Source organism: Paraburkholderia sp. PREW-6R (assembly GCF_039621805.1).
Classification (GTDB): Bacteria; Pseudomonadota; Gammaproteobacteria; order Burkholderiales; family Burkholderiaceae; genus Paraburkholderia.
Genome location: NZ_CP155074.1, coordinates 473,714 through 498,434 on the forward strand (window position 1 = coordinate 473,714; position 24,721 = coordinate 498,434).

18 protein-coding genes are annotated in these 24,721 nt (G+C 61.7%); 9 read left to right on the plus strand and 9 right to left on the minus strand.

Features of this window, described 5'->3' with window-relative positions; all coding sequences use genetic code 11:
• Nucleotides 1–21: 21 nt before the first annotated feature.
• Nucleotides 22–1,311: a 4-aminobutyrate--2-oxoglutarate transaminase gene (locus tag AAGS40_RS17435; protein WP_345816028.1), complete on the minus strand. Its 1,290-nt coding sequence runs from the start codon at nucleotides 1,309–1,311 to the stop codon at nucleotides 22–24.
• A 136-nt stretch (nucleotides 1,312–1,447) separates the two neighbouring features.
• On the opposite strand from AAGS40_RS17435, the gene AAGS40_RS17440 reads away from it, so the two are divergent.
• Nucleotides 1,448–2,974 carry a PLP-dependent aminotransferase family protein gene (locus tag AAGS40_RS17440; protein ID WP_345816029.1) on the plus strand — a complete coding sequence of 509 codons (1,527 nt, stop codon included), beginning with the start codon at nucleotides 1,448–1,450 and terminating at the stop codon, nucleotides 2,972–2,974.
• Nucleotides 2,975–2,983: 9 nt separating this feature from the next.
• Here the strand turns inward: AAGS40_RS17440 and AAGS40_RS17445 are convergent, their stop codons facing one another.
• The 5 genes from AAGS40_RS17445 to phnC form a co-directional block, all read right to left on the minus strand.
• The gene (locus AAGS40_RS17445; protein WP_345816030.1) at nucleotides 2,984–3,556 is read right to left on the minus strand and encodes a PIN domain-containing protein; all 573 of its coding nucleotides are present in this window, start codon (nucleotides 3,554–3,556) and stop codon (nucleotides 2,984–2,986) included.
• A 3-nt stretch (nucleotides 3,557–3,559) separates the two neighbouring features.
• On the minus strand, nucleotides 3,560–4,018 hold the full coding sequence (locus tag AAGS40_RS17450) for a helix-turn-helix domain-containing protein (protein WP_345816031.1): 459 nt from the start codon (nucleotides 4,016–4,018) through the stop codon (nucleotides 3,560–3,562).
• A gap of 96 nt (nucleotides 4,019–4,114) precedes the next feature.
• Nucleotides 4,115–4,957 (minus strand): phosphonate ABC transporter, permease protein PhnE, encoded by an 843-nt coding sequence (gene phnE / locus AAGS40_RS17455; RefSeq protein WP_345816032.1) that lies wholly within the window; start codon nucleotides 4,955–4,957, stop codon nucleotides 4,115–4,117.
• Nucleotides 4,954–5,931 carry a phosphonate ABC transporter substrate-binding protein gene (phnD, locus tag AAGS40_RS17460; RefSeq protein ID WP_345816033.1) on the minus strand — a complete coding sequence of 326 codons (978 nt, stop codon included), beginning with the start codon at nucleotides 5,929–5,931 and terminating at the stop codon, nucleotides 4,954–4,956. The genes phnE and phnD overlap by 4 nt, the downstream gene beginning before the upstream one ends.
• 39 nt (nucleotides 5,932–5,970) lie before the next feature.
• Nucleotides 5,971–6,897 carry a phosphonate ABC transporter ATP-binding protein gene (gene phnC / locus AAGS40_RS17465; protein ID WP_345816034.1) on the minus strand — a complete coding sequence of 309 codons (927 nt, stop codon included), beginning with the start codon at nucleotides 6,895–6,897 and terminating at the stop codon, nucleotides 5,971–5,973.
• A 290-nt stretch (nucleotides 6,898–7,187) separates the two neighbouring features.
• Here phnC and AAGS40_RS17470 point away from each other — a divergent pair, with 290 nt between their 5' ends.
• From AAGS40_RS17470 to AAGS40_RS17485, 4 genes are all read left to right on the plus strand, one after another.
• Nucleotides 7,188–8,222 (plus strand): M14 family zinc carboxypeptidase, encoded by a 1,035-nt coding sequence (locus AAGS40_RS17470; RefSeq protein WP_345816035.1) that lies wholly within the window; start codon nucleotides 7,188–7,190, stop codon nucleotides 8,220–8,222.
• Nucleotides 8,219–8,998: an alpha/beta hydrolase gene (locus tag AAGS40_RS17475; RefSeq protein ID WP_345816036.1), complete on the plus strand. Its 780-nt coding sequence runs from the start codon at nucleotides 8,219–8,221 to the stop codon at nucleotides 8,996–8,998. The genes AAGS40_RS17470 and AAGS40_RS17475 overlap by 4 nt, the downstream gene beginning before the upstream one ends.
• Nucleotides 8,999–9,166: 168 nt before the next feature.
• Nucleotides 9,167–14,008 carry an NAD-glutamate dehydrogenase gene (locus tag AAGS40_RS17480; protein WP_345816037.1) on the plus strand — a complete coding sequence of 1,614 codons (4,842 nt, stop codon included), beginning with the start codon at nucleotides 9,167–9,169 and terminating at the stop codon, nucleotides 14,006–14,008.
• Between the two features lie 161 nt (nucleotides 14,009–14,169).
• The gene (locus AAGS40_RS17485) at nucleotides 14,170–15,075 is read left to right on the plus strand and encodes a cation diffusion facilitator family transporter (RefSeq protein ID WP_345816038.1); all 906 of its coding nucleotides are present in this window, start codon (nucleotides 14,170–14,172) and stop codon (nucleotides 15,073–15,075) included.
• Between the two features lie 30 nt (nucleotides 15,076–15,105).
• On the opposite strand, the gene AAGS40_RS17490 is transcribed toward AAGS40_RS17485, so the two are convergent.
• Entirely contained in the window at nucleotides 15,106–16,086 is a 981-nt protein-coding gene (locus tag AAGS40_RS17490) for an aldo/keto reductase (RefSeq protein WP_345816039.1), read from the minus strand.
• Nucleotides 16,087–16,304: 218 nt separating this feature from the next.
• Between AAGS40_RS17490 and AAGS40_RS17495 the strand changes: the two genes are divergently transcribed.
• A complete protein-coding gene (locus AAGS40_RS17495) occupies nucleotides 16,305–17,378 on the plus strand; it encodes a purine nucleoside permease (protein WP_345816040.1) in 1,074 nt (357 codons plus the stop codon).
• Between the two features lie 278 nt (nucleotides 17,379–17,656).
• Here AAGS40_RS17495 and AAGS40_RS17500 read toward each other — a convergent pair whose 3' ends face one another.
• Nucleotides 17,657–17,959, minus strand: coding sequence for a DUF4148 domain-containing protein (locus tag AAGS40_RS17500; protein ID WP_345816041.1), 303 nt, complete (start codon nucleotides 17,957–17,959; stop codon nucleotides 17,657–17,659).
• Nucleotides 17,960–18,186: 227 nt separating this feature from the next.
• Nucleotides 18,187–19,191, minus strand: a complete 1,005-nt coding sequence (locus AAGS40_RS17505) for a LysR family transcriptional regulator (protein WP_345816042.1) — start codon at nucleotides 19,189–19,191, stop codon at nucleotides 18,187–18,189.
• Nucleotides 19,192–19,362: 171 nt separating this feature from the next.
• Here AAGS40_RS17505 and AAGS40_RS17510 point away from each other — a divergent pair, with 171 nt between their 5' ends.
• The 3 genes from AAGS40_RS17510 to AAGS40_RS17520 are packed head-to-tail and all read left to right on the plus strand — an operon-like array spanning nucleotide 19,363 to nucleotide 24,718.
• The gene (locus tag AAGS40_RS17510) at nucleotides 19,363–20,217 is read left to right on the plus strand and encodes an alpha/beta hydrolase (RefSeq protein ID WP_345816043.1); all 855 of its coding nucleotides are present in this window, start codon (nucleotides 19,363–19,365) and stop codon (nucleotides 20,215–20,217) included.
• Between the two features lie 45 nt (nucleotides 20,218–20,262).
• On the plus strand, nucleotides 20,263–21,474 hold the full coding sequence (locus tag AAGS40_RS17515; RefSeq protein WP_345816044.1) for an efflux RND transporter periplasmic adaptor subunit: 1,212 nt from the start codon (nucleotides 20,263–20,265) through the stop codon (nucleotides 21,472–21,474).
• A gap of 55 nt (nucleotides 21,475–21,529) precedes the next feature.
• Nucleotides 21,530–24,718, plus strand: coding sequence for an efflux RND transporter permease subunit (locus tag AAGS40_RS17520; RefSeq protein ID WP_345816045.1), 3,189 nt, complete (start codon nucleotides 21,530–21,532; stop codon nucleotides 24,716–24,718).
• Nucleotides 24,719–24,721: the final 3 nt, after the last annotated feature.

Sequence of the window (24,721 nt, forward strand, 5' to 3'; positions counted from 1 at the left end):
GTTATTCTGCTCCGAACGCTTTTATGCCGCGACCGCGACGCTTTCCTTGATCACGTCTTCGAGAATCGTCAGCGCTTCGTCGAATACTGTGTCCTGGATCGTCAGCGGGAACAGGAAGCGCACCACGTTCGAGTAGACACCGCATACCAGCAACAGCAGGCCGCGTTCGAGCGCGCGGGTCTGCACCCGCTTCGTGAAGTCCGGATCGGGTCCCGTGCCGCCTGCCTTGCAGAACTCCACCGCCACCATGCCGCCGGGACCGCGCACGTCGGCTATCTGGGGCACTTCGCTTTGCAGCGCGACGAGCTTCGCCTTCACGCGGTCGCCGAGTGTCGTGGCACGCTCGCACAGCTTTTCTTCGTCGATGATGTCGAGCACCGCATGCGCCGATGCTATCGCGAGCGGGTTGCCCGCATAGGTGCCGCCGAGACCGCCGGGCGCGGCCGCATCCATCACGTCGGCGCGGCCCACCACGCCCGACAGCGGCATGCCGCCCGCGAGGCTCTTGGCAATCGTCATCAGGTCGGGCACCACGTCGTAGTGGTGCATTGCGAACAGCTTGCCGGTGCGCGCGAAACCCGTTTGCACTTCGTCGGCGATCAGCAGGATGCCGTGCTCGTTGCACAGCTTGCGCAGCGCGCGCACGAATTCGGCCGGCGCCGGATAGAAGCCGCCTTCGCCCTGAACCGGCTCGAAGATGATCGCGGCCACGCGCTTCGGATCGATGTCGGCCTTGAACAGATAGTCGATGTGTTTCAGCGAATCTGCCGTGCTCACGCCGTGCAGCGGATTCGGAAACGGCGCGTGAAAGACATCCGACGGGAACGGTCCGAAGCCGATCTTGTACGGCGCGACCTTGCCGGTCAGCGCCATGCCCATCAACGTGCGGCCGTGAAAGCCACCCGTGAAGGCGATCACGCCAGGGCGGCCGGTGGCGGCGCGCGCAATCTTGATTGCGTTTTCCACGGCTTCGGCGCCGGTCGTGAAGAACGCGGTTTTCTTCGGGTAGTCGCCTGGTGCGCGTTGATTGATCTTTTCGGCCAGTTCGACATACGACGCATACGGAACGATCTGATACGCCGTATGCGTGAAATGATCGAGCTGGTTGCGGATCGCGGCCAGGATTTTGGGGTGGCGGTGCCCGGTGTTGCACACCGCGATACCGGCCGCGAAGTCGATGAAACGGCGACCTTCCACGTCCCACAGTTCCGCGTTTTCCGCGCGTTCGGCATAAAAGTCGCACATTACGCCGACACCACGCGGTGTGGCGGCATCTTTGCGGGTCTTCAATTCTGCGTTCTTCAAGCTCATTGCACGTGCTCCTGATTTTTTCTGGATATGCGTGCGCCGCCCGTGACACGGGCCACGGCGCGGCACATGCAGCGACTATAATGAGATTTGGCTCCAGGCTTTAGAGCCAATTCGATAAATATGTAGGAGCCATTCGATGAGCGCGAGTCTTTTGTCGGACTGGCTGGCGCAGCGGCTCGACCGCGGCAACGGGCAGCCCATTTACCGCCAGCTTCACCGGCTGTTGCAACAGGCGATCCTGTCGCGGGAATTGCCGGCGGGCAGCAAGGTGCCGTCTTCGCGGTTGCTCGCGCAGGAGCTGGGAGTCGGGCGCAATACCGTGACGCAGGTGTATGAGCAGCTCGCACTGGAAGGCTATGTGAGTTCCGCGACCGGCCGCGGCACGTTCGTGGCCGACAGTGCGCCGGATGAGATCGTCGGCGCGGCCGATAACGCGGCTGGGACGCAGGCTGAGACGCAGTTCGACCCGGGGGCGGAGACGTCGCCGGAGTCGGGGAGGCGGGCGCTGTCCGCGCGCGGCGCGCGGCTGATCGCGGGTGCGGGTGTATCGAAGCGTCAGTGGGGCGCGTTCATGCCCGGCGTGCCGGATGTCACCCGGTTTCCCGCACGTGTCTGGAGCCGCCTGCATAACAAATACTGGCGAAGGTTGCGCCCCGACCTGCTGACCTACGCACCTGGCGGCGGTCTTGCGTCGCTGCGGCATGCGCTTGCCGACTATCTGCGCACGTCGCGTTCGGTGCGCTGCACGCCCGAGCAGATCATCATTACGACGGGGATTCACCAGTCTGTCGATCTTGCCGTGCGCCTGCTGTCCGATCCGGGCGACGTGATCTGGACCGAGGACCCGTGCTATTGGGGTGTGCGCAGTGTGCTGCATGTGTCCGGATTGCAGTCGCGTCCGATCGCCGTCGACGATGAGGGCATCAACCCTTCGCCCGACGACCTCGCGCAGCCGCCCAGGCTGATGCTCGTCACGCCGTCACACCAGTATCCGCTCGGTATGGTGATGAGTCTCGCGCGACGCCGCATGTTGCTCGAATACGCGCGTCAGAACCAATGCTGGATCATCGAGGACGACTACGACAGCGAGTTCCGCTATGGCAGCCGGCCGCTGGCTTCGTTGCAGGGTCTGGATACGTCGGGACAGGTGATTTACGTGGGCAGCTTTGGCAAGACGCTGTTTCCGGGCCTGCGGATCGGCTATCTGGTCGTGCCCGAAGCGCTTGCGGAGAGTTTCGCGACGGCGAGCGCCGAGTTGTACCGCGAGGGGCAATTGCTGCAACAGGCGGTGCTCGCGGAGTTCATCGGCGACGGGCATTTCACGTCGCATATCCGCAAGATGCGTACGTTGTACGGGCAACGCCGTCAGGCCCTGCTCGATGCCGCGACGCAGCGGTACGGTGATGCGCTGCCGGCCGTGGGCGGCGACGCCGGTTTGCATCTGGTGATGCAGTTGCCCGAAGGCAGTGACGACCGGCAGGTGGCCAGCGCTGCGCTGGAGCGCAACATCGTCGTGCGGCCGCTGTCGGGGTATTACGCGCGGCCGGCGCTCGCATCGTCTGGATTGCTGATCGGGTATGCGTGTGTGCCGGATGAGGAGATCGCGCCGGCTTTCAATACGCTCGGCGAGGCGATCGATTTGACGCAGGCGGGGTGGGGGTGAGCGGTCCTGTCAGATTGCGATGCTGTACTGGCGCACCATGGAAACGGTCTGGGTCAGCCCGAGCCTGGTCAGCGTGTCGAGGTAATCGTCGACGGATTTGGGCGGATTTTTTAGCGATTTCCGGTGTTCCGACATGGCCTCCAGCACCTTCGCCCGATTCAGGTCGAACAGGTCCGCGATGAAGTCGTCAGGGTGCTGTGCAGTTACGTTGTACCTGCTCAACGCGCGCGCCGGAAAGTTTTTCAGGTTGAACGTGACGATTAACTCAGCACCGCAGTGGGCCGCCGCGGCGACCACATGCGCATCATCCGGGTCCGGCAGGTCCATGCCCGGTATCAGGTGCTCGTAATTTTCGACGAGAGCGTCGCGGACGTGCGCGTCCATCAGATCGCGCACGCGCGCGATGCTCGCCGGGTCGAGATCGGGACGGTTCGCCGCGAGATTGCGCGTCCACTCGTCATGAATGGCTTGAGTCCAGCGAGCCCGATACAGATCCGTGAGGGCCAGCCGCATGAGGAGATTGCGCAATGGTTGGGAGTACAGAACACAGGCGTCGTACACAGCGGTGAAATGAGACGACATTGGCTATTCCAGCCCCATGTCCTGTGACAGCGCCGCGAGTTCGTCCAGCGCCTGACGGCGCTGCGCGTCGATACGATGACGGTAGGCCATGACGTCTTCATAACGTACGCGCCTGTGTGTGTTCACCTTGCGGAAAGGAATTTCCTTCTTTTCCAGTAACTGCACGAAGTAGGGGCGCGAAACGTTCAGCAGGTCGGCGGCTTCTTGCGTGGTGAGCTCGGCATGAATTGGAATGATCGATACGGCGTTCCCCTGACCGATTTCCGCCAGAACGTCCACCATCAGACGTACCACCGACGTCGGCAATTCCACCGTGCGGGTCAGACCTTGGTCGTCCTTGAAATCGAATTGCTGCGTCTGCGAGCGACTGGACAGCACAACCGACAGATTCCGGCCGGAGGTGCGGGCGAGCTCCGCCTCCTGCTCAGAAGGAAGTGGCGTAGGGTGGATCGTGGTGTTCATGGCGACTCCTTCAAGTGCGCCATTCTAAATCGAAATAATCGAAATCGCAATAAACGAAACGTCACATTCGCTGACGCGTGGAGCGACGTCTACCCATCAAATCACCCGCTCCCGCAACCACGCCGACGCCATATCGATCGCCGACACCACCACGATCACCATGATCATCACCGCGGCCGTCTGCGCATAGTTGAACGAGCGGATCGCCTCATACAGCACCACGCCGATCCCGCCCGCGCCGACCATGCCGACGACCATCGCCGAGCGCACGTTCGATTCGAAGCGATACAACGCATACGAAATCCATAGCGGCAGCACCTGCGGCAACACGGCGTAGATGATTTCGTCGAGGCTCGTCGCACCGGTCGCGCGCACGCCTTCGGCCGGACGCGGGTCGACTGCCTCCACGGCCTCCGCGAAGAGTTTCGCGAGCACACCGGTGGTGTGCACCCACAGTGCCAGCACGCCCGCGAACGGGCCGAGCCCCACCGCGACGATGAACAACATGGCAAAGACCATCTCGTTGATCGCCCGGCACGCATCCATCAGGCGGCGCATCGGCTGCACGACCCATGCCGGCGCCATGTTGTGCGCGGACATCAGCCCACACGGCACCGCGCACACGAGCGAGAGGGCCGTGCCCCACACGGCGACCGACAGCGTCACCACCATCTCCTGGACGTACGTGCGCCATTCGGTGAAATCCGGAGGAAAGAAGTCCTTCGCGAACTGGCCCATGTTGCCGGAATCGGCGAACAGATCCAGCGGCCGCATATCGGCGCTGTGCCACGTGCCACCCAGCAAGGCAAGGAGCGCAATCCAGCCGATCAGCGAGAGCCAGCTACGTTTGCCCGCAGCCGGCGCCGTCGGCCGGGCCGACTGTTGCGCCAGTGCTTCTTTCGTGCGCGCCGGCGACGCAATCAGATCGGCCGTGTTCATGGCTTGCTCTGCGCCACGTTCAGTTCGCTCAGTCTGGCGTCGACGGCGGCAAGCTGGCTCTTGCGGTCGCTATCGGACAGATGCGCGTCGCCTTCGATCTTCTGTTTTTGCTGGAACAATGCGACCTGACGGATCGGCAGCAACTGCGCGTCCGACGAAGCGGCAAACCCACCGTAGCCGAAAATCGCTGCGAGGACGGCCTTCTCGTGCGGATCCGTCTTCGCGTAGTTCAGGAAAAAGTTGCGGATCTTGTCCTTCGTCGCCTGCGGCAGGTCCTTGCGCCACACGAGCGGGTCGGACGGAATCAGCGGCGACGTCCACAACACGCGCACCTGCGCGAACTTGTCCGGATGCTGCTTTTTCAGTGTGTCGAGCATTTCGGTGTTGTTCGTCGCGATGTCGATCTTGTTGTTCACCACCGCGAGCAGATTCGCTTCATGGCTCGACGGCAACACCGTCTTGAACGACGTGTTCACCGGAGCGTTATGTTTCGCGAACAGGTAGTAGCCGGGAATCAGCGTGCCGGAAGTCGAGTTCGGATCACCGAAACCGAGCGTCACGTCCTTCGTGTTCCTGAACACATCGTCAAGCGTCTTGAAACGGCTGTTCACGTTCGTGATCAGCACCGAGTAGTAGCCGGAGTCGCCGTTCGCATAAACGGTCTTCGCAAATACTTCGCCTTGCGAACGATCCACCGCTTCGATGGCGGACGCATTGCCGAAATAGCCGACCTGAACCTTGTTAAAACGCATGCCTTCGATAATGCCGGCGTAGTCAGTCGCGAAGAACGCCTTCACGTTAAGGCCGGTCTGTTTGTTCATATCCTCGACCAGCGGTTCCCAGCGCTGTTTGAGCACGGCCGACGAATCGGTCGAGATAATGCCGAGGCTGATATCTTCCGCATGTGCGGTAGCGACACCCGCGAAGGCTGCTGTGCTAACAGCCAGCGTGATCAATGAACGCAGGAATTTCATCGGTAGAGATCCGTTGAGTGATGAGAATGTCGGACGTGCTCAGTTCGAGTGCGCCGGGTTCAGAGCAAACGCGTAACGTGTTGAATCGGGCTGGGGGCCCTGTGCGGCGGCGCTGTCCGTTTGAGCGGGACCGGCTGCAGCGCCGCTGCCAGCGTCGTCATGTCCGGCGCTCGTGGCTTTGTGGTCGAGAAGTTCGTGAACGTCGTCGCCATAAAGTTTTTTTAGCAGCGCGGGACTGAGTGCGGCGGACGGCCCGTCGTACACCACCTTGCCGTGACGCAATGCAATCGTGCGCGGACAATATCGCATCGCGATGTCGACCTGATGCAGCGACACCAGCACCGTGAGTTGATGTCCTTCGTTCAGCGCGCGCAGCATGTCCATCACACGGCGCGACGACTCGGGGTCGAGCGACGCGATCGGCTCGTCGGCGAGTACGATACGTGCGCGTTGCACCAGCGCACGCGCCAGCGCCGCGCGTTGTTGCTGGCCGCCCGACAGGTTGGACGCGCGCTCGCGTGCATGCTCGCCGATGCCCACTTCGTTGAGCGCGGCCATCGACGATTCACGTTCCGCACGAGGAAAGCGGCCGGTGAGGCGGCGCCAGAGCGGCAGCCGCGCCAGCGCGCCGATCAGTACATTGCTTTCGACAGAAAGCCGGTTCACCAGATTGAACTGCTGGAAGACAAAGCCGATGTCGCGGCGAATGCTGCGCACTTCGCGAACGATTTTGCCGTTCTGCTGGATCGGCCTGCCGAGAATCGAAATCTGCGACGGTTGCGCGTCGGAGGCCGTGAAGCCGGCGATATGCCGCAACAGCGTCGATTTGCCCGAACCTGATGCGCCGATTAATGCGACCATCTCGCCCGGTTGCACGCGCAGATCGATTTCATCGAGCGCCTTGCGGCCGTTGCCGAACGTCTTGCTCAAGCGCTCGATACGGATCGCTTCCCGAATTGCTTCCATGAGAACCCCTTGGTGTGTGCGGCCATGCCGGCACGTGTTGGGCTCATTCTAGGAATGCTCTGTGACGGTTGAGTGAACGCGTCGCAACGTCTAGACGACTATATCTTCTCGTGTCCTTTTCAAGGCATGGGAATGGCAGTTCGAAGTCATTCGTTCGAAAAAACGATGACACCGGTATGACACCTGTCGCATTGGCCATGCGCTTCGTGCATGACTGTGCGCAGCCAGGCTATATTGCGTCTTCGGATCAAACCGTCCCCAATAACCTTGCAGTTTCTTTGCGCCGTCTCATGCAGCCGTTGAGCTTCCTTCCCGACAGTTTTGCGGAGTACGAAGATCTCAAGACCATTCTCGATCAGGGTAGCGCGAGCTTCGAGATTCATTCGGTCTGCGAGACGACGGTGCGCGGGCGGCGATTCGATGTCTTCACCGCAAGCATTGGTTCGACCGATCCGGCCGCGCCCGCCATCGGCTTTTTCGGCGGCATTCATGGACTCGAGCGGATTGGCTCGCAACTCGTGCTCGACTACATGCGGGCACTGCTTGCGCGGCTCGAATGGGATGAACTGCTCGTGCGGCAGTTGCAATCCATTCGTCTTATCTTTATGCCGATCGTCAATCCCGGCGGCATGTGGGCGGCCACGCGCTCCAATCCGAATGGCGTGGACCTGATGCGCAATGCGCCGCAAAACGCCGACGAGCGCGTGCCGCTGCTGGCGGGCGGACAACGCGTGGGTGCATGGCTGCCGTGGTATCGCGGCCGTGAAGGCGGCCCTATGGAAGCCGAGGCGGCCGCGCTACTGAACGTCGTAGAGGCCCAACTCGCCGCGCGCCCGCTCAGCATTGCGCTCGACTGCCACTCGGGTTACGGCTGGAGCGACAGTATCTGGTTTCCGTACGCACGCACGCGCAAGCTGATGCCGCATCTGCCGGAAATGTATGTGCTGAAGACGATGTTCGAGCGCGCGCATCCGCATCATGGCTATCTGTTCGAACCGCAGAGCCATCAGTATCTGCTGCACGGCGACTTGTGGGACTTCGCGTACGACCGCGCGCCTGCCTCCAACGTCTTTCTGCCGATGACGCTCGAACTCGGTTCCTGGCTGTGGATCAAGAAGAATCCGCGTCAGTTGTTTTCGCGTCAGGGCATGTTCAATCCGGTGAAAGCGCATCGCACCGCGCGCGTTTTGCGGCGTCACGCCAACCTGCTCGACTTCCTCGCACGCGCAGCATTCTCGTCGCAACGCTGGCTCCCACAGGGCAATCGCCGCGAGCAGTTGCTGCAAAGCGCGATCGACCACTGGTATGGCGAGGTGGCCGTGTGAGCACCTGGATCCTGTTGCGCGGTCTCACGCGCGAGGCACGCCACTGGGGACGCTTCCCCGGCCTGCTGAAAGAGGCGGTAAGCACGGATCGTCTTCGACTGATCGATTTGCCCGGCAACGGTGAATTCGCCGATCTGCGTGCGCCTTTGACCGTGCCGGAGATGGTCGACTTCGTACGAACGGCCGCTGCTTTGCAGCAGGATGACGGTGGGCCGTATAACGTCGTGGCCATGTCGCTTGGCGGGATGGTTGCAACGGACTGGGCGCAACGGCATCCTCGGGAAATCGGGCGGCTCGTGTTGATCAACACGAGCATGCGGCCTTTCAGCCGCCTCGACGAGCGGCTGAGGCCGTCGGCGTGGCCGCCATTACTGGACGTCGCGTCGCACTGGAGCGATGCGCCACGTGTGGAGCGCGTCATTCATCAGTTGACGTGCAACAACGCGGACGCATTGAATGCCGACCTTGCCGCATGGAGCGAGATTCGCCGCAGTGCGCCGGTGAGTCGCGCCAACGCGCTGCGGCAACTGTGGGCGGCGGCGCGCTTTACTGCGGCCGCGAGGAGGCCGCAATGCCCGTTACTGATCCTGTCCTCGCGCGCGGACCGGCTGGTGAACGCCATCTGCTCCGTCAAACTTGCGGCGGCCTGGCGCGCGGAACATCGCGTGCATCCGTGGGCCGGTCATGATCTTCCGCACGACGACCCCGCCTGGACCAGCGAACAGATCAGGGCATGGCTCATGTCCGAACAGGCGCAATCAACGGTTGCGCTTTAAATACCTTCCCGCCGCACAGGCGCGTTGAGTGGCGCAATATTCGGCAGCGGGTATAACCTTAGTATGCGCACGGGTCGATACCTGGACAGCAGGCGCATAATTCCAGTTCAGACGATGCATGCGATTCGCGCGATACTCGCCATTGCCGCCAGCCGGGGAGAGTTCATCATGCAAGCAAAGAATGAAGAAGCCGTTACGCACTTGCTGAACGATGTCGTCGAATTTGCGCGGGGACGTTTGCCTGAACCCACGTTTCAAGTCGTCGAGCCTTTCCTGCGCCGCTACTACGATTTCGTCGATGCGGACGATCTGCAAAGCCGCTCGATTGCCGACCTGTACGGCGCGGCGCTCGCGCATTGGCAAACCGCGCAGCGGTTTTCACCAGGCAAGGAGCGGCTTCGGGTCTACAACCCGATTCTCGAACAGCATGGCTGGCATTCCGATCATACGGTGATTGAAATCGTCAACGACGATATGCCGTTTCTGGTCGATTCGGTGTCGATGGCGGTCAATCGTCACGGGCTTGCGCTCCATTCGGTCGTGCATCCGGTTTTTCGCATCTGGCGCGCGCCGGACGGCAGCATCGCTCGCGTGAGCCAAGGCTCGGAACAGGCCAACGACGCGCGTTCGCATCTCACATCGTTCATTCATTTCGAGGTGGATCGTTGTGGCGACGCCGCAAAGCTCGATGCGTTGCGCGATGAAATCGCCCGCGTGCTGCGTGATGTGCGCGTCGCGGTCGAGGACTGGCCGAAGCTGGTGGAACTCGCGCGTGTGACGATCAAAGGAATGAAGGCGGGAGAGGCCGGCCCGGACGGTGTAGAGGCGCGCGCATTTCTCGAGTGGATGGTGGCGGACCATTTCACGTTTCTTGGCCAGCGCGATTATGAATTGGTGCGGCACGATATTGGCTACGGTCTGCGGGTCGTGCCGGCTTCCGGACTCGGGATTCTGCGCGACGAACTGCGGCCCGCCGGCGCGGACGAAGTCACGCCACTGCCGCCGGGCGCCGCTGACATCATCTCCAGTCCGTCGCCCGTTTTTCTGACCAAGGCCAACTCGCGCGCCACCGTACATCGACCCGGCTATCTGGATTACGTGGGCGTCAAGCTGACCGATGCGAGCGGCAAGGTAACGGGTGAGCGGCGTTTTGTCGGGCTCTATACGTCGACCGCGTATTTCGTTTCGGCCTCGGAGATTCCGATCGTGCGGCGCAAATGCGCGAACATCGTGCGGCGTGCGGGATTTTTGCCAAAAGGTCACCTCGCCAAATCGCTCGTTACCGTGCTCGAAACCTATCCACGCGACGAACTCTTTCAGGCCGACGAGAATCAGCTCTACGACATCGCGCTCGGTGTACTGCGTTTGCAGGAACATCAGCGTACGCGGCTCTTCGTGCGGCGCGATCGATTCGACCGGTTCGTATCGTGCCTGATGTTCGTGCCGCGCGAGAAATACAACACCGACTTGCGGCAACGCATTGCAAGTCTGCTGGTGGAGGCATTTAACGGCGATAGCGTCGAGTTTACGCCGCTGCTCTCCGAGGCGACACTCGCGCGGATTCATTTCGTCGTACACGCAAAGCCAGGCGGCATGCCCAACGTCGACACACGCGAACTGGAAGCCCGGCTCGTGCAGGTGGCGCGGCGCTGGCAGGACGACCTGGCCGACGCATTGCTCGATGCATTCGGCGAAGAGCACGGCAACCGGCTGCTGCAGCATTACGGCGATTCGTTTCCTGCTGGCTATCGCGACGACTATCCCGCTCGCACGGCGGTGCGCGACATCGAACTGATCGAGCGCGTGCAGGGCACCGAGCGGCTGGCGATGAATCTATACCGTCCGATCGAAGCCGGGCCGCGTGCGTTCCGGTTCAAGGTCTATCGCGTGGGCTTGCCGATTGCGTTATCGCGCAGCCTGCCGATGCTCGAACATCTCGGCGTACGCGTCGATGAGGAACGGCCTTACCGGATCGAAGCGTCTGGCGCGACGCCGGCGTGGATTCACGATTTCGGTCTCGAACTCGCGGACGATGCCGAGTTCGACATCGAGCGAGTGAAAGCGCTGTTCGAAGAAGCGTTCGAGCAGGTCTGGACCGGCGCAATAGAGAGCGACGACTTCAATCGACTCGTGTTGCGCGCGGAACTGAATGCGCGCGAAGTGACGATCCTGCGCGCCTATGCAAAGTACTTGCGCCAGGTCGGCTCAACTTTTAGCGACGCTTATATCGAGCGCGCCGTGACGGGCAATCCGCGGATCGCGCGCATGCTGGTGGAACTGTTCGTCGCGCGCTTTAATCCCGTGCTGGGCGACACGCGCGAAGCGCGCATAGACGGTTGGCTCAAAACGATCGACAGCGCGCTCGATCAGGTGCCCAACCTCGACGAGGACCGCATACTGCGCCAGTTTCTCGGCGTCATCAAGGCCACGCAGCGCACCAACTACTATCGCTTCGGCGCGGACGGACAGCCCAAGCCTTATCTGTCTTTCAAATTCGATCCTGCGCAAGTGCCCGGTCTCCCCGAGCCGAAGCCGATGTTCGAGATATGGGTCTATTCGCCGCGCGTGGAAGGCGTGCATTTGCGCGGCGGGCGTGTGGCGCGCGGCGGTCTGCGCTGGTCCGACCGTCGTGAGGATTTCCGCACGGAAGTACTCGGCCTGATGAAGGCGCAGATGGTGAAGAACGTGGTGATCGTGCCAGTCGGCTCGAAAGGCGGCTTTGTCGTGAAAAATCCGCCGCCGCTCGCGGAGCGTGATGCATGGATGCGCGAGGGCATTGCCTGTTATCAGACATTCTTGCGTGGCCTGCTCGACCTGACCGATAACCTTGCGGGAACAACGGTCGTGCCGCCGCCCGACGTGGTGCGCCACGATCCCGACGATCCGTATCTGGTGGTCGCCGCCGACAAAGGAACCGCCACGTTCTCCGACTACGCAAACGCGATCTCGCAGGAATACGGCTTCTGGCTCGACGATGCGTTCGCGTCGGGCGGTTCGGTGGGCTACGACCACAAGAAGATGGCGATCACCGCGCGCGGTGCGTGGGAGTCGGTCAAGCGGCATTTCCGCGAGATGGGCGTCGATACGCAAACCATGGACTTCACGGTGGTCGGCGTGGGCGATATGTCCGGCGACGTGTTCGGCAATGGGATGCTGCTCTCGCCGCACATCAAACTCGTTGCCGCTTTCGATCATCGGCATATCTTCCTCGATCCGAATCCCGATCCCGCAGTAAGCCTTGCGGAGCGGGGCCGTTTGTTCGGGCTCGACCGGTCAAGCTGGGCTGACTACGACCCCGCACTCATTTCAACCGGCGGCGGCGTGTTTCCGCGCAGCGCAAAGACCATTCCGCTGTCGCCCGCCGTGCAGACGGTGCTCGGTATCAGTGCACCCGCGCTTGCGCCAGCCGAACTGATGCGCGCCATTCTGCAGGCGCCCGTCGATCTGCTTTACAACGGCGGCATCGGCACTTACGTGAAAGCGAGCCGGGAAACCAACCTGCAGGTCGGCGATCGCGCGAACGACGCGATTCGCGTGAATGGCGCGGATCTGCGCTGCAAGGTCGTAGCGGAAGGTGGCAATCTAGGCCTCACACAGTTGGGCCGAATTGAATTCGCACAGCGCGGCGGCCGCATCAATACAGATGCAATCGACAATTCCGCAGGCGTGGACTGTTCGGATCACGAGGTCAACATCAAGATTTTGCTGGGACTCGTGGTCACCGACGGCGAAATGACCGAGAAGCAGCGCAATGCGCTGCTTGCCGAAATGACCGACGAAGTCGGACTGCTGGTGTTAAAGGACAACTACTATCAAACCCAGGCATTGTCGATTGCGGGCCGGTACGGCGTCGGGTTGCTGGATGCCGAGGCGCGTCTGATGCGTTTTCTCGAACGAATGGGGCGCCTCAATCGCTCGATCGAGTTCCTGCCGGGCGACGAGGAGATCGCCGAGCGTCAGGCTGCGAAACAAGGGCTCACCACGCCCGAGCGCGCGGTCCTGCTCGCCTACAGCAAGATGTGGCTATACGACGCGCTGCTCGACTCGTCGATGCCGGAAGACCCGCTCGTGAGCGACATGCTGGTGGAGTACTTTCCGAAGCCGCTGCGGCAGAAGTTCAGCGATCCGATGCAGCGACATCCGCTGCGCCGCGAAATCCTCGCCACGCACTTGACGAATGCGCTCGTGAACCGGGTTGGTTGCGAATTCGTGCACCGCCTGATGGAAGAGACCGACGCGCAACCCGGCGATATCGTGCGCGCGTGCATCATGGCGCGCGACGTGTTCGATCTCGATCACGTGTGGAGCAGCATCGACGCGCTGGACAATCGCGTCGCCGACGACGTGCAGGCACGCATGTTCGTCGAGGTCGCGCGGCTTGTCGAACGTTCTGCCCTATGGTTTCTGCGGCACTTCCAGTCGGGCGCGGCGACGCATGGCGACGTCGCGGCATTGATTGCGCGTTGCCGCGATGCCGCGCAACGGCTCGCCTCGCAATGGCCGGCGTTGTTGCCCGAAGCCGACCTCGAAGCGCTGTCGGAGCGCCAGCGCGTATTCGTGGACGCGGGCGTGGACAGCGATCTGGCGGTGCGGATCGCAAGCGGGGACATCTCGGCCGCGCTGCTCGATATTGCCGAAGTGGCATCGACGTGCGGCCGTAGTCTGGAACAGGTGGCGGCCGTCTATTTCGAACTCGGTACGCTGTTGAACTACGGCTGGATCAGCGAGCGCGCAGCCGCTTTGCCTACGCCGACCCATTGGGACATGCTTGCGCGCGCAACCGCTTTGGCCGAACTGGCGCGCCTCAAACGTGCGCTTGCGACGAGTGCGCTTGCCGATGCCGACGACGCATCGACGCCGGATGCGCTGGTCGAAGCGTGGCGCGAGCGGCGCACCGCACAGCTCGACCGTTATGCGCGCCTGCTCGCAGATTTACGGGCTAGCGGCGGGGCGAGCCTGTCCATGTTGCTCGTGATCGTACGTGAGATGGCGGCGTTGGAGCGCGCCTAGCGGCTTGAGAGTCCGTCAGGCCTGAGTCTGCGCAGCGGGGATGATGTCAGGCACCGAGCGAATGGGCGCCGAAGTTGGACGCATGCGACCGCGCATGTCCATAATACGAACTCTCGCCAATCCAGTCGCTCTCAGCCTACTCACGGACGCACACCACGACGATGAAAGAAGAATCGCCGAAAGCCATTATCTACGCGCTCGCTGCCAATCTGGGCATCGCTATCTGCAAGTTCGCCGCTGCGGCCTTTACCGGTTCCGGCTCGATGTTCGCCGAAGCTATTCACTCCACTGCCGATTGCGGCAACCAACTCCTGCTGCTCTTTGGCCTGCGCGAAGCGCGCAAGCCGGCGAGTCCATTGCATCCAATGGGCAGTGGGCGCGAAATCAATTTCTATTCGCTGCTGGTCGCGTTGCTGCTGTTTTTTGTCGGCGGCGCATTCTCGGTGTATGAGGGCATACATCGTCTGATCGCGCACGAGCAATTGAAATATGCGTACGTGGCGCTGGTGGTGCTCGGCGTGTCGGTGGTGCTGGAGGCGTTGTCGTTGTGGGGGGCGGTGAAGGAAATCCGCAAGACGCACCCGGACAAGAGCATGTGGCGCTGGTTTCGCGAAACGCGCGAGTCAGACCTGCTGGTGGTGGCAGGCGAAGATATCGCCGCGTTGGCGGGCCTTGCCATGGCCTTCGCGGCCGTGCTGCTCACACTGATCACCGGAAATCCCGTATTCGACGCGCTCGGTTCCATCGGCGTTGGCCTGCTGCTCATGGTGATCGCATGGCTGGTGGCGCGCGAAGTGAAGTCGATGATCGTCGGCGAATCGGCGAGTCCCGAGGTGCGCCGCGAGATCGAGGCACACCTGCGATCGCGCAGCGAGATTCGCGGCATCATCAATATGATCACGCTGCAGTGGGGCCGCCACGTGGTGGTGGCGGTCCAGGCCGAGATGATCGACTATGCGAGCGGCCGTGCGATGGTCGACGCGATCAACGTGATCGAAGCCGACCTGCAAGCCGCCTTCCCACAGGTGCGCTGGGTGTTCTTCGAACCCGACGTGCCGCGTGGTTGACGCAACCTAAGGGGTTTCAGACCGCGCCGTTTATTGGAAGCCCGTTACCGCATGCGGCACGTAAAGCTCTTCGAGTCGGCGTATTTCGTCGTCGCTCAGATTCAGCGAAAGCGCGGCCACTGCATCGTCCAGATGATGCAATTTGGTTGCGCCCACAATCGGTGCCGTGATGGGCTTTTTCTGCAGCACCCACGCCAGTGCGACTTGCGCGCGCGGCACGCCACGCTCTTTGGCGATCTCGCTAACCCGCTCGACGATGCGCCGATCCGCGTCCTCCGTTTGCGCATATAGCGTACGGCCGAACTCGTCGGTCTCCGAGCGGGCGCTTTCCGTGTTCCAGTCGCGCGTGAGCCGGCCGCGGGCCAACGGACTCCACGGAATGACGCCAATGCCCTCGCTTTCGCAGAGCGGCAGCATTTCTCGTTCTTCTTCGCGGTACAGCAGATTCACGTAGTTCTGCATGGTGACGAAACGCGTCCAGCCGTTGCTCTGCGCCACGTGCAGCGCCTTCGAGAACTGCCACGCATACATGGACGACGCACCGATATACCGTGCCTTGCCCGCTTTCACGACGTCGTGCAGCGCCTCCATGGTTTCTTCGATCGGCGTGCCGTAATCCCAACGGTGGATCTGATAAAGATCGACATAGTCGGTGCCGAGGCGCCGCAGGCTATGGTCGATTTCGGACATGATCGCCTTGCGCGACAGGCCGGCGCCATTCGGGCCCGGATGCATGCGGCTGTTCACCTTCGTGGCCAGCACGATTTCGTCACGCTTCGCAAAGTCTTTAAGCGCGCGTCCGACGATCTCTTCGCTGGTGCCGTCGGAGTACACATTCGCAGTGTCGAAGAAGTTGATGCCGTGATCCAGCGCCTGCTTGATGAACGGGCGCGCGGCTTCGTCGTCGAGCGACCACGGGTGAGTGCCGCGAGCGGGCACGCCGTAGCTCATGCAGCCGAGACAAAGACGCGATACATCGAGGCCGGTGCGGCCGAGTTTCACATAGTCCATCGTAGTGCTCCAGTAGGAAGTGCACAAAGGCGGTGCGTGCCGCAAACGTTTCGATTATAGGGAAACGGCACGAAGCGCGTTGCCGCCTGCATGGGTGTCGTGGACGTGGAAGGAATGGCGCATTTGCGTAGTGGCAAATAATTTCTTCGCACCTATACTTCTTTCGGCTTGAAAGCAGCTCTCTCCCAACCTGCATCACAAGCATAAGGAAGATCACGATGCTGACTCGCTCACTCGGCGCCCTCTGCACTATCGCACTCACAGCCTGCGCGGCGTTTTCGTCCGCACCGGCCAGTGCGGATGACAACGACGGTTTCTCTCATGACGACGGCGGATCCCACGGGCGTCCGGTCAAGGTCATGATCATTTCCATGTTCGGACCGGAAGGGCAGGTGTGGCTGGATAATCTTGGCCCGTGGCGCGACATCCCGGTTGATGGTTTGTCGCCGGACTATCCAACCGTCCACTGCAACAAGCAGGACGTTTGCGTGATGACGACCGGCATGGGGCACGCGAACGCCGCTGCGTCGATCATGGCGTTGACGTTCTCGCCGCGTTTCGATTTGCGGCATACGTACTTCATGGTGGCGGGTATTGCCGGGATCGACCCGCAGCAGGGCACGGTGGGATCGGCCGCATGGGCCAAATATCTGGTCGATTTCGGCATTCAGTGGGAAATCGACGGACGTGAGATTCCGCCGAACTGGAACACCGGCTATCTCGGCATCAACACCACGAGTCCCGCCGACAAACCGCCGCTCGATTACCGCACTGAAGTGTTCAAGCTGAATACGCGGCTTGCCGACACGGCGTATGCGCTGTCGCGTAACGTTGCTTTGACCGATAACGCGCAGGCGCAGGCCGCGCGCGCCAAATACTCGTATGCGCCCGCGAACCGGCCGCCTACCGTCATTCAGTGCGATACGCTGGCGGGCGATACGTGGTGGTCAGGAACCTTGCTCGGGCAACGCGCACGCGACTGGACCAAAATTCTGACCGACGGCAAAGGCGTCTATTGCACCACGCAGCAGGAAGACAACGCCACGTACGAGGCGCTCACGCGCGCGGCGCTCGTGAATAAAGTCGATCTGAAGCGTGTGGCCGTCTTGCGCGCGGGTTCGGACTTCGACCGGCCCTATGACGGCCAGACGAGCGCCGACAATCTGCTCAATTACGCCGCGCAAGGCGGTTTCGCGATTGCCATTGCCAATCTGTTCCTGTCGGGAAATCCGCTGGTGCAGGACATCTCGACGCATTGGAACGAATGGCGTGACGGCGTGCCGAGGCGATAAACGCGGCTGCCGAGTGAATGGGGCCGGGCTTCAAATGCATGTGCCTGCGCAGACTGATCGCGCAGGCACATTGACGAGAAGCGCTGTGAAGCCGGACGGAAAGCCGCCGTTAGCGCTGCGGCGCACGATACGGCGTCCACACGGCGGCGTCGGTGTCCCAATGGTCGAGTTCAGAGGGCGTCATGATGAGCTCCTTATAAAGAGTGCATGAACGGCCGCACGACGATTCGTTTGTTCCGGTAACCGAACCATTGCGGCGTTCAGGATTCGTTTCGGACTTACTGGCCGGTCGCGACGCGTGTCACGTCGTCGCCGTTGCCTTCCTGCCTTGCAATGCGCGCAGCTTGCGTCTGGCCGATCAAACCTTTATTCGGGTACGTCGTGCGGTTTAATTCGGGCAGCGAGCCGTCGCGATAAGACGCGACCAGTTCTGCTTTGACTTCAGCGCGCGTTTTGCTGGTGTTAGCCGAAGGTTGCGTGTCGTAGCTGCCGGCGCGGCCGATTCCGCCGCCGCCCTGTGCGAATGCGGGCGCGCTGGCCAGTAACGAGAAAGCCAGACCAGCTAATAGATTGCGCTTCATGATTTCACTCCTATCGATCCGTTTGCAGCACGAGAGGCGCCGCGACAGGGTGAAATGTAGACTTTGGAGCGGTGCGGATAAATCGCGGTTCTGCGAAATGAATTGTCGCGATTCCAGAACAATCGCGACAATCAGTCTGATAACGCGTTAAACAAAGGGCGCCGCGGCATTGGAGCCGCGGCTGGAATTCACTGTTTCACCATCTGTACATCAATTCGACACCGCGATCATGCGACCCACTCCGTGATCACAGGCGTATCGAGCATTGGAGCAGATTCGCGCTCTTCGAAAGTGCGCTTCGTACAGGTGGCGTCGAGACTGCCTTTTCCGCTTAGCAACGGGCAACGGTCGAAGACCTCGGCGATCCAGTCTACGAAGACACGGACTTTGGGCGACAGATGACGACTGTGCGGATAGACCGCGGAAATCGGCATCGGCAAAGGCTTCAGCTCGGGCAGTACTTCGATCAGCTGACCCGAACGCAGATGCGGCAGCACCATGAAGCGCGCCGGCTGAATCAGACCGAAGCCTTCGAGTCCGCAGGTCACGTACGCGTCTGCGTCGTTGACTGACACGATGCCCTTCATCTTCACTTCGATCTCTTTGCCGTCCACCATGAAGGCCCAGTCGAGCGTGCGCCCGGTACGGCTCGAAAAGTAATTCACTGCTTTGTGGTTGTCGAGGTCTTCCAGCGAAGCCGGCATGCCGGCGCGCTCGATATAGCCGGGCGCGGCGCAAGTCACGCCTTCGAATAGACCGATACGGCGCGCGACGAGCGAAGAGTCCTGCAGCGCGCCTACTCGTACGACGCAATCCACGCCTTCCTGCAGCAGGTCGACCGGGCGGTCCGACAAGCCGAGTTGCAGATCGATGTCCGGATAGCGCGTGTGGAATTCACAGAGCGACGGAATCACCAGTAGCCGGCCGATCGACCCCGGCATGTCGATTCGCAGCTTGCCGTGCGGCTTTTTATTGCCGCTCTGAAAACTCGCTTCGGTCTCTTCCACATCCGCGAGGATGCGCACGCAACGTTCGTAGTAAGCCGCGCCGTCCGGCGTGAGCGACAGACGCCGCGTGGTCCGGTGCATCAGACGCGTGCCAAGAAACGCTTCGAGGTTCTGAATGATGGTGGTAACCGATGCGCGCGGCAGGTCCAGCGTTTCCGCTGCGCGGGTAAAGCTGTTGGTGTCGACAACACGCGTGAACACTTGCATGGCCTGAAGCCGGTCCATTGCAGACCTCCAGAAAAAGGCAGGTGCCGCGCGGAGTCAGATCCGCAGAGCAATCGCACTCGATTGTTCAGGGGCACCGAATTGTGTTGCCGGATTATAGGCATTTATTTACGAGTCTGCTGAACCCACAATTCGCACCATTGAAGTTCTATGCGCATTGCGCGGCTCGATATGGATGCATTCAAATCGCCGTTTTCCTTCATGCCCGCCGGCAGCACGCCGGCAGAGCCAGATGGAACGGCGCTCGACGTCACTGACGTGCAGATTGAAGGACACGCACAGGACATCACGTTGCGGTTGTACCGCCATGCAAACAAAACCGCACTGCCTGTGCTGCTTTATTTTCACGGCGGCGGTTTTACGAAGGGCTCGATCAATCAGGCCGACTTCGCTGCGCGTTATTTCGCAGAACACTTCCCGGCACTGGTGGTGTCGGTGGGTTATTCACTGGCGCCGAAGTTTCCGTTTCCCGCGGCACCGGAAGACGCGCATCGTGCCGCGCTCTGGGTACAGACACGGGCGCGCGCGTTTGGCGGCAATAGCAGGAAGATTGGCGTGGCAGGTCACGATGCAGGCGGGCAGTTGGCCAACTGTCTGGCGTTCATCGCACGGGACCGCGGCGACGTGAAGATCTCCGCGCAGGCGCTGTTCGGACCCATGCTCGATCCCAGCCTGACGCGGCTTGGCGACGAAAAGCGCCTGGGTTCGGATATCACCGCCAGGGAATGCGCGGCCTGTTACCGCGCCTATCTGCCGCAAGCGTCGCAGCGCATGCACCCCTACGCCGCGCCGCTCGAGTCGGCGCGGCTGGCGGGCCTGCCGGCGACGCTGATTGCAACGGCGCAAAACGACGTGCTGCATGTGGAAGCGGAGAAATATGCGAGCAGTCTGATCGATGCCGGTGTGCTGACCCAGGTGGTCCGCTATCCAAGCGTTTCGCATGCCGCGCTAGCCGATCATCCGCCGGCGTTGCAGGAAGCGGTGCGATTTTTTCAGTGGCGCTTCGATGCGCGCGCCCATCGATGAAAACGAAACAAGCAGAAATCCAATCAACGATACCGGGAGTTTCACATGTCTATTCTTCCTCTTTCCCGTCGCCGTGTGGCGATCGCAGTGCTAGCCGTCGTCGTCGTGGCCGGGCTGGGCACGTTCGGCGCCATCCGTGTCGACGCAAGCTCGCCCGCTGCGCCGACCATCGTGCCGGAGGTGGACGTCGCCACGGTGGTGCAAAAGACGATCACCGACTGGCAGAGCTACTCCGGCCGCCTCGAAGCCGTCGAAAAAGTGGACGTGCGTTCGCAGGTGCCCGGCACGATCGTGTCGGTGAACTTCAAGGACGGCGCGCTCGTGAAGAAGGGCGACACGCTGTTCGTGATCGATCCGCGCCCGTATGCAGCCGAAGTGGATCGCGCCGAGGCGCAGCTCGCCGCCGCGCAGGCCCGCACCGGTTACACGCAAAGCGACTGGGAACGCGCGCAACGTCTGATTGCGGACAACGCGATTGCGAAGCGCGACTACGACGAGAAGCAGAACGCCGCGCGCGAGGCGAGCGCGAATCTGAAAGCGGCGCAGGCCGCGCTCGAAACCGCGCGCATCAATCTCGGCTACACGAAGATCGTGGCGCCGGTGTCGGGCCGCGTGTCGCGTGCCGAAATCACGGTGGGTAATGTCATTTCCGCCGGCGCGGGCGCTGCGCCGCTGACCACGCTCGTGTCGGTGTCGCCGATCTATGCGTCGTTCGACGCGGACGAGCAGACGTATCTGCAGTACCTGAGCCGCGCGAAGGATGGCAGCAAGGTGCCGGTCGAACTCGGTCTCGCCGACGAAAGCGGCTATTCGCGCAGCGGCGTGATCGAGTCGGTGGATAACCGGCTCGACACGTCGTCGGGCACGATCCGCGTGCGCGCGCGTTTCGATAACGAAGACGGCGCACTGATTCCCGGACTTTATGCGCGCGTGAAGGTGGGCGGCAGCGAGCCGCATCCGGCGCTGTTGATCGACGACGCCGCAGTGGGCACGGACCAGGACAAAAAGTTCGTACTGGTGGTCGATCAGAGCAACCACGTGGTGTACCGCGAGATCTCGGTGGGCGGCATGCAGGGCAATCTGCGAGTCGTCAAGGGTGGCCTGAAGGCGAGCGAGCGCATCGTCGTGAACGGCGTGCAGCGTGTACGTCCTGGCGACGCGGTGCGCGCGCACATGGTGCCGATGACGGCCGATCAGGACCCGAACAGCGCGCCGCTTGCGCAAACGCGCGCGAAAGCCGCGGACAAGAACTCGTGAGCCCCATGCGCCGCGTTCTGCTGGTGCGCGCGTGCTCCAACGTTAAGAGCTTCTCATGAACATATCCAAATTCTTTATCGACCGGCCGATCTTCGCGGGCGTGCTGTCGGTGCTGATCCTGCTGGCGGGCGTGATCTCGCTTTTCAAGCTGCCGATCTCCGAGTATCCCGAAGTCGTGCCGCCGTCGGTCGTGGTGCACGCGCAGTATCCGGGCGCCAACCCGAAGGTCATCGCCGAAGCCGTCGCGTCGCCGCTGGAAGAGCAGATCAACGGCGTCGAGAACATGCTGTATATGCAGTCGCAAGCGAATAGCGACGGCAATCTCACGCTCACCGTCACGTTCAAGCTCGGCACCAATCCTGACCTCGCGACGCAACTCGTGCAGAACCGTGTGAATCAGGCCCTGCCGCGCTTGCCGGAAGACGTGCAGCGCCTCGGCATTACGACGATCAAAAGTTCGCCGACGCTGACGATGGTGGTCCACCTGATTTCGCCGAACAATCGTTACGACATGACGTATCTGCGCAATTACGCGGTGTTGAACGTCAAGGACCGGCTCGCGCGGATTCAGGGTGTGGGCGAAGTGCAGTTGTGGGGTTCGGGCGATTACGCGATGCGCGTGTGGCTCGATCCGCAGAAAGTGGCGCAGCGCGGGCTGACCGCGACCGAGGTGGTCAACGCGATTCGCGAGCAGAACGTTCAGGTGGCGGCCGGTGTAATCGGCGCATCGCCTTCGGTGCCGGGCACGCAGTTGCAATTGTCGGTGAATGCACGCGGCCGGCTGAAGACCGAGGGCGAATTCGGCGACATCATCGTGAAGACCGCGCCTGACGGCGGCGTGACCTATCTGCGCGACATTGCCCGGATCGAGCTGGCGGCGTCGGAATATGGGCTGCGTTCGCTGCTGGATAACAAGCCGGCCGTTGCGCTCGCAATCAACCAGGCGCCGGGCGCGAACTCGCTGGCGATTTCCGATCAGGTGCGCTCCGCAATGAAGGAACTCGCGGAAGACATGCCGGCCGGCGTCGAGTACAAGATCGTTTATGACCCGACGCAGTTCGTGCGTTCGAGTATCGAGGCAGTCGTGCACACGCTGCTCGAAGCGATTGCGCTGGTGGTGATCGTCGTGATCGTATTCCTGCAAACGTGGCGGGCGTCGATCATTCCGCTGATTGCGGTGCCGGTGTCGATTGTCGGGACGTTTTCGCTTCTGCTGGCATTCGGTTTTTCGATCAACGCGCTGTCTTTGTTCGGTATGGTGCTGGCCATCGGGATCGTGGTCGACGACGCGATCGTGGTGGTGGAGAACGTCGAACGTAATATCGAAAATGGACTGAGTGCGCGCGACGCGACGTACAAGGCCATGCAGGAAGTGAGCGGACCGATTATCGCCATTGCACTCACGCTGGTTGCCGTGTTCGTGCCGCTTGCTTTCATGACCGGCTTGACGGGTCAGTTCTACAAACAGTTCGCAATGACCATTGCGATCTCGACGGTCATCTCCGCATTCAACTCGCTCACGCTGTCGCCGGCGTTGTCGGCAATGCTGTTGCGCAGCCACGGTGCGAAAGAAGACTTTCTGACGCGTGTGATGAATCGTCTGCTGGGCGGCTTTTTCAGGCGCTTCAACAAGGTGTTTCACCGCGGATCGTCGGCGTATGGCAAGGGCGTGACCGGCGTATTGCGGCGTAAAGGTGCGATGCTCGCCGTGTACGCGATTCTGCTCGGCGCGACTGTTCTCATTTCGCGCGTCGTGCCCGGCGGCTTCGTGCCGGCGCAGGACAAGGAATACCTGATCGCATTCGCACAGTTGCCCAATGGCGCATCGCTCGATCGTACCGAAAAAGTGATTCGCGACATGAGCGCGATTGCACTGAAGCAGCCGGGCGTTGAAAGTGCGGTGGCGTTCCCTGGTTTGTCGGTGAACGGCTTCACGAACAGCTCGAGTGCAGGGATTGTGTTCGTTACGCTCAAGCCGTTCAAGGAGCGTGGCAGCAAGACACTCGCCGCAGGTGCGATTGCCGGCGCGCTGAATCAGCAATATGCCGCAATCAAGGACTCCTTCGTTGCAGTGTTCCCGCCGCCGCCGGTGCTTGGCCTCGGTACGCTCGGCGGCTTCAAGATGCAGCTGGAGGACCATGGTGCGCTCGGTTACGCGGAATTGAACAAGGCGGCCGAGGCGTTCGTCAAGAAGGCTGCGCAAACGCCTGAACTCGGGCCGACGTTCTCGAGTTACCAGATTAACGTGCCGCAACTGAACGTCGACCTCGATCGTGTGAAGGCGAAGCAACTCGGTGTGCCCGTGACCGACGTGTTCAACACGATGCAGATCTATCTGGGATCGCTGTACGTAAACGACTTCAACCGGTTTGGCCGCGTGTATCAGGTGCGGGTGCAGGCGGATGCGCCGTTCCGTCAACGCGCCGACGACATACTGCAACTGAAGACGCGCAATGCGGCGGGCGACATGGTGCCGTTGTCGTCGCTGGTCACGGTTGCGCCGACGTATGGTCCGGAAATGGTGGTGCGTTACAACGGCTATACGGCCGCGGATATCAACGGTGGACCCGCGCCGGGCTTTTCGTCGGGACAGGCGCAGGCCGCGGCCGAGCGCGTGGCGGCAGAGGTGTTGCCGCGCGGCGTCAAACTGGAGTGGACCGACCTGACATATCAGCAGATTCTCGCTGGCAATGCGGGTATGTGGGTGTTTCCGATCAGCGTGCTGCTCGTGTTCCTCGTGCTGGCCGCGCTGTATGAAAGCCTGACGCTGCCGCTCGCGGTGATCCTGATCGTGCCGATGAGCGTGCTATCCGCGCTGACCGGCGTGTGGCTCACGCAGGGCGACAACAACATCTTTACGCAGATCGGGTTGATGGTGCTGGTGGGCTTGTCGGCGAAGAACGCGATTCTGATCGTGGAGTTCGCGCGTGAACTGGAGCATGACGGACATACGCCGCTCTCGGCTGCGATCGAGGCGAGCCGTCTGCGTCTGCGTCCTATCCTGATGACATCGATCGCGTTCATCATGGGCGTGGTGCCGCTGGTGCTGTCGAGTGGCGCAGGCTCGGAAATGCGTCACGCGATGGGTATCGCAGTGTTCTTTGGCATGCTGGGCGTGACGCTATTCGGTTTGATGCTGACGCCGGTGTTCTATGTGGTACTGCGTACGCTGGCAGGCGGGACCATTCACGTTGCGCAGAAAGATTCGCCGCACTACGTGCAGCAGCCGGTGACGGACGCCTGAGGA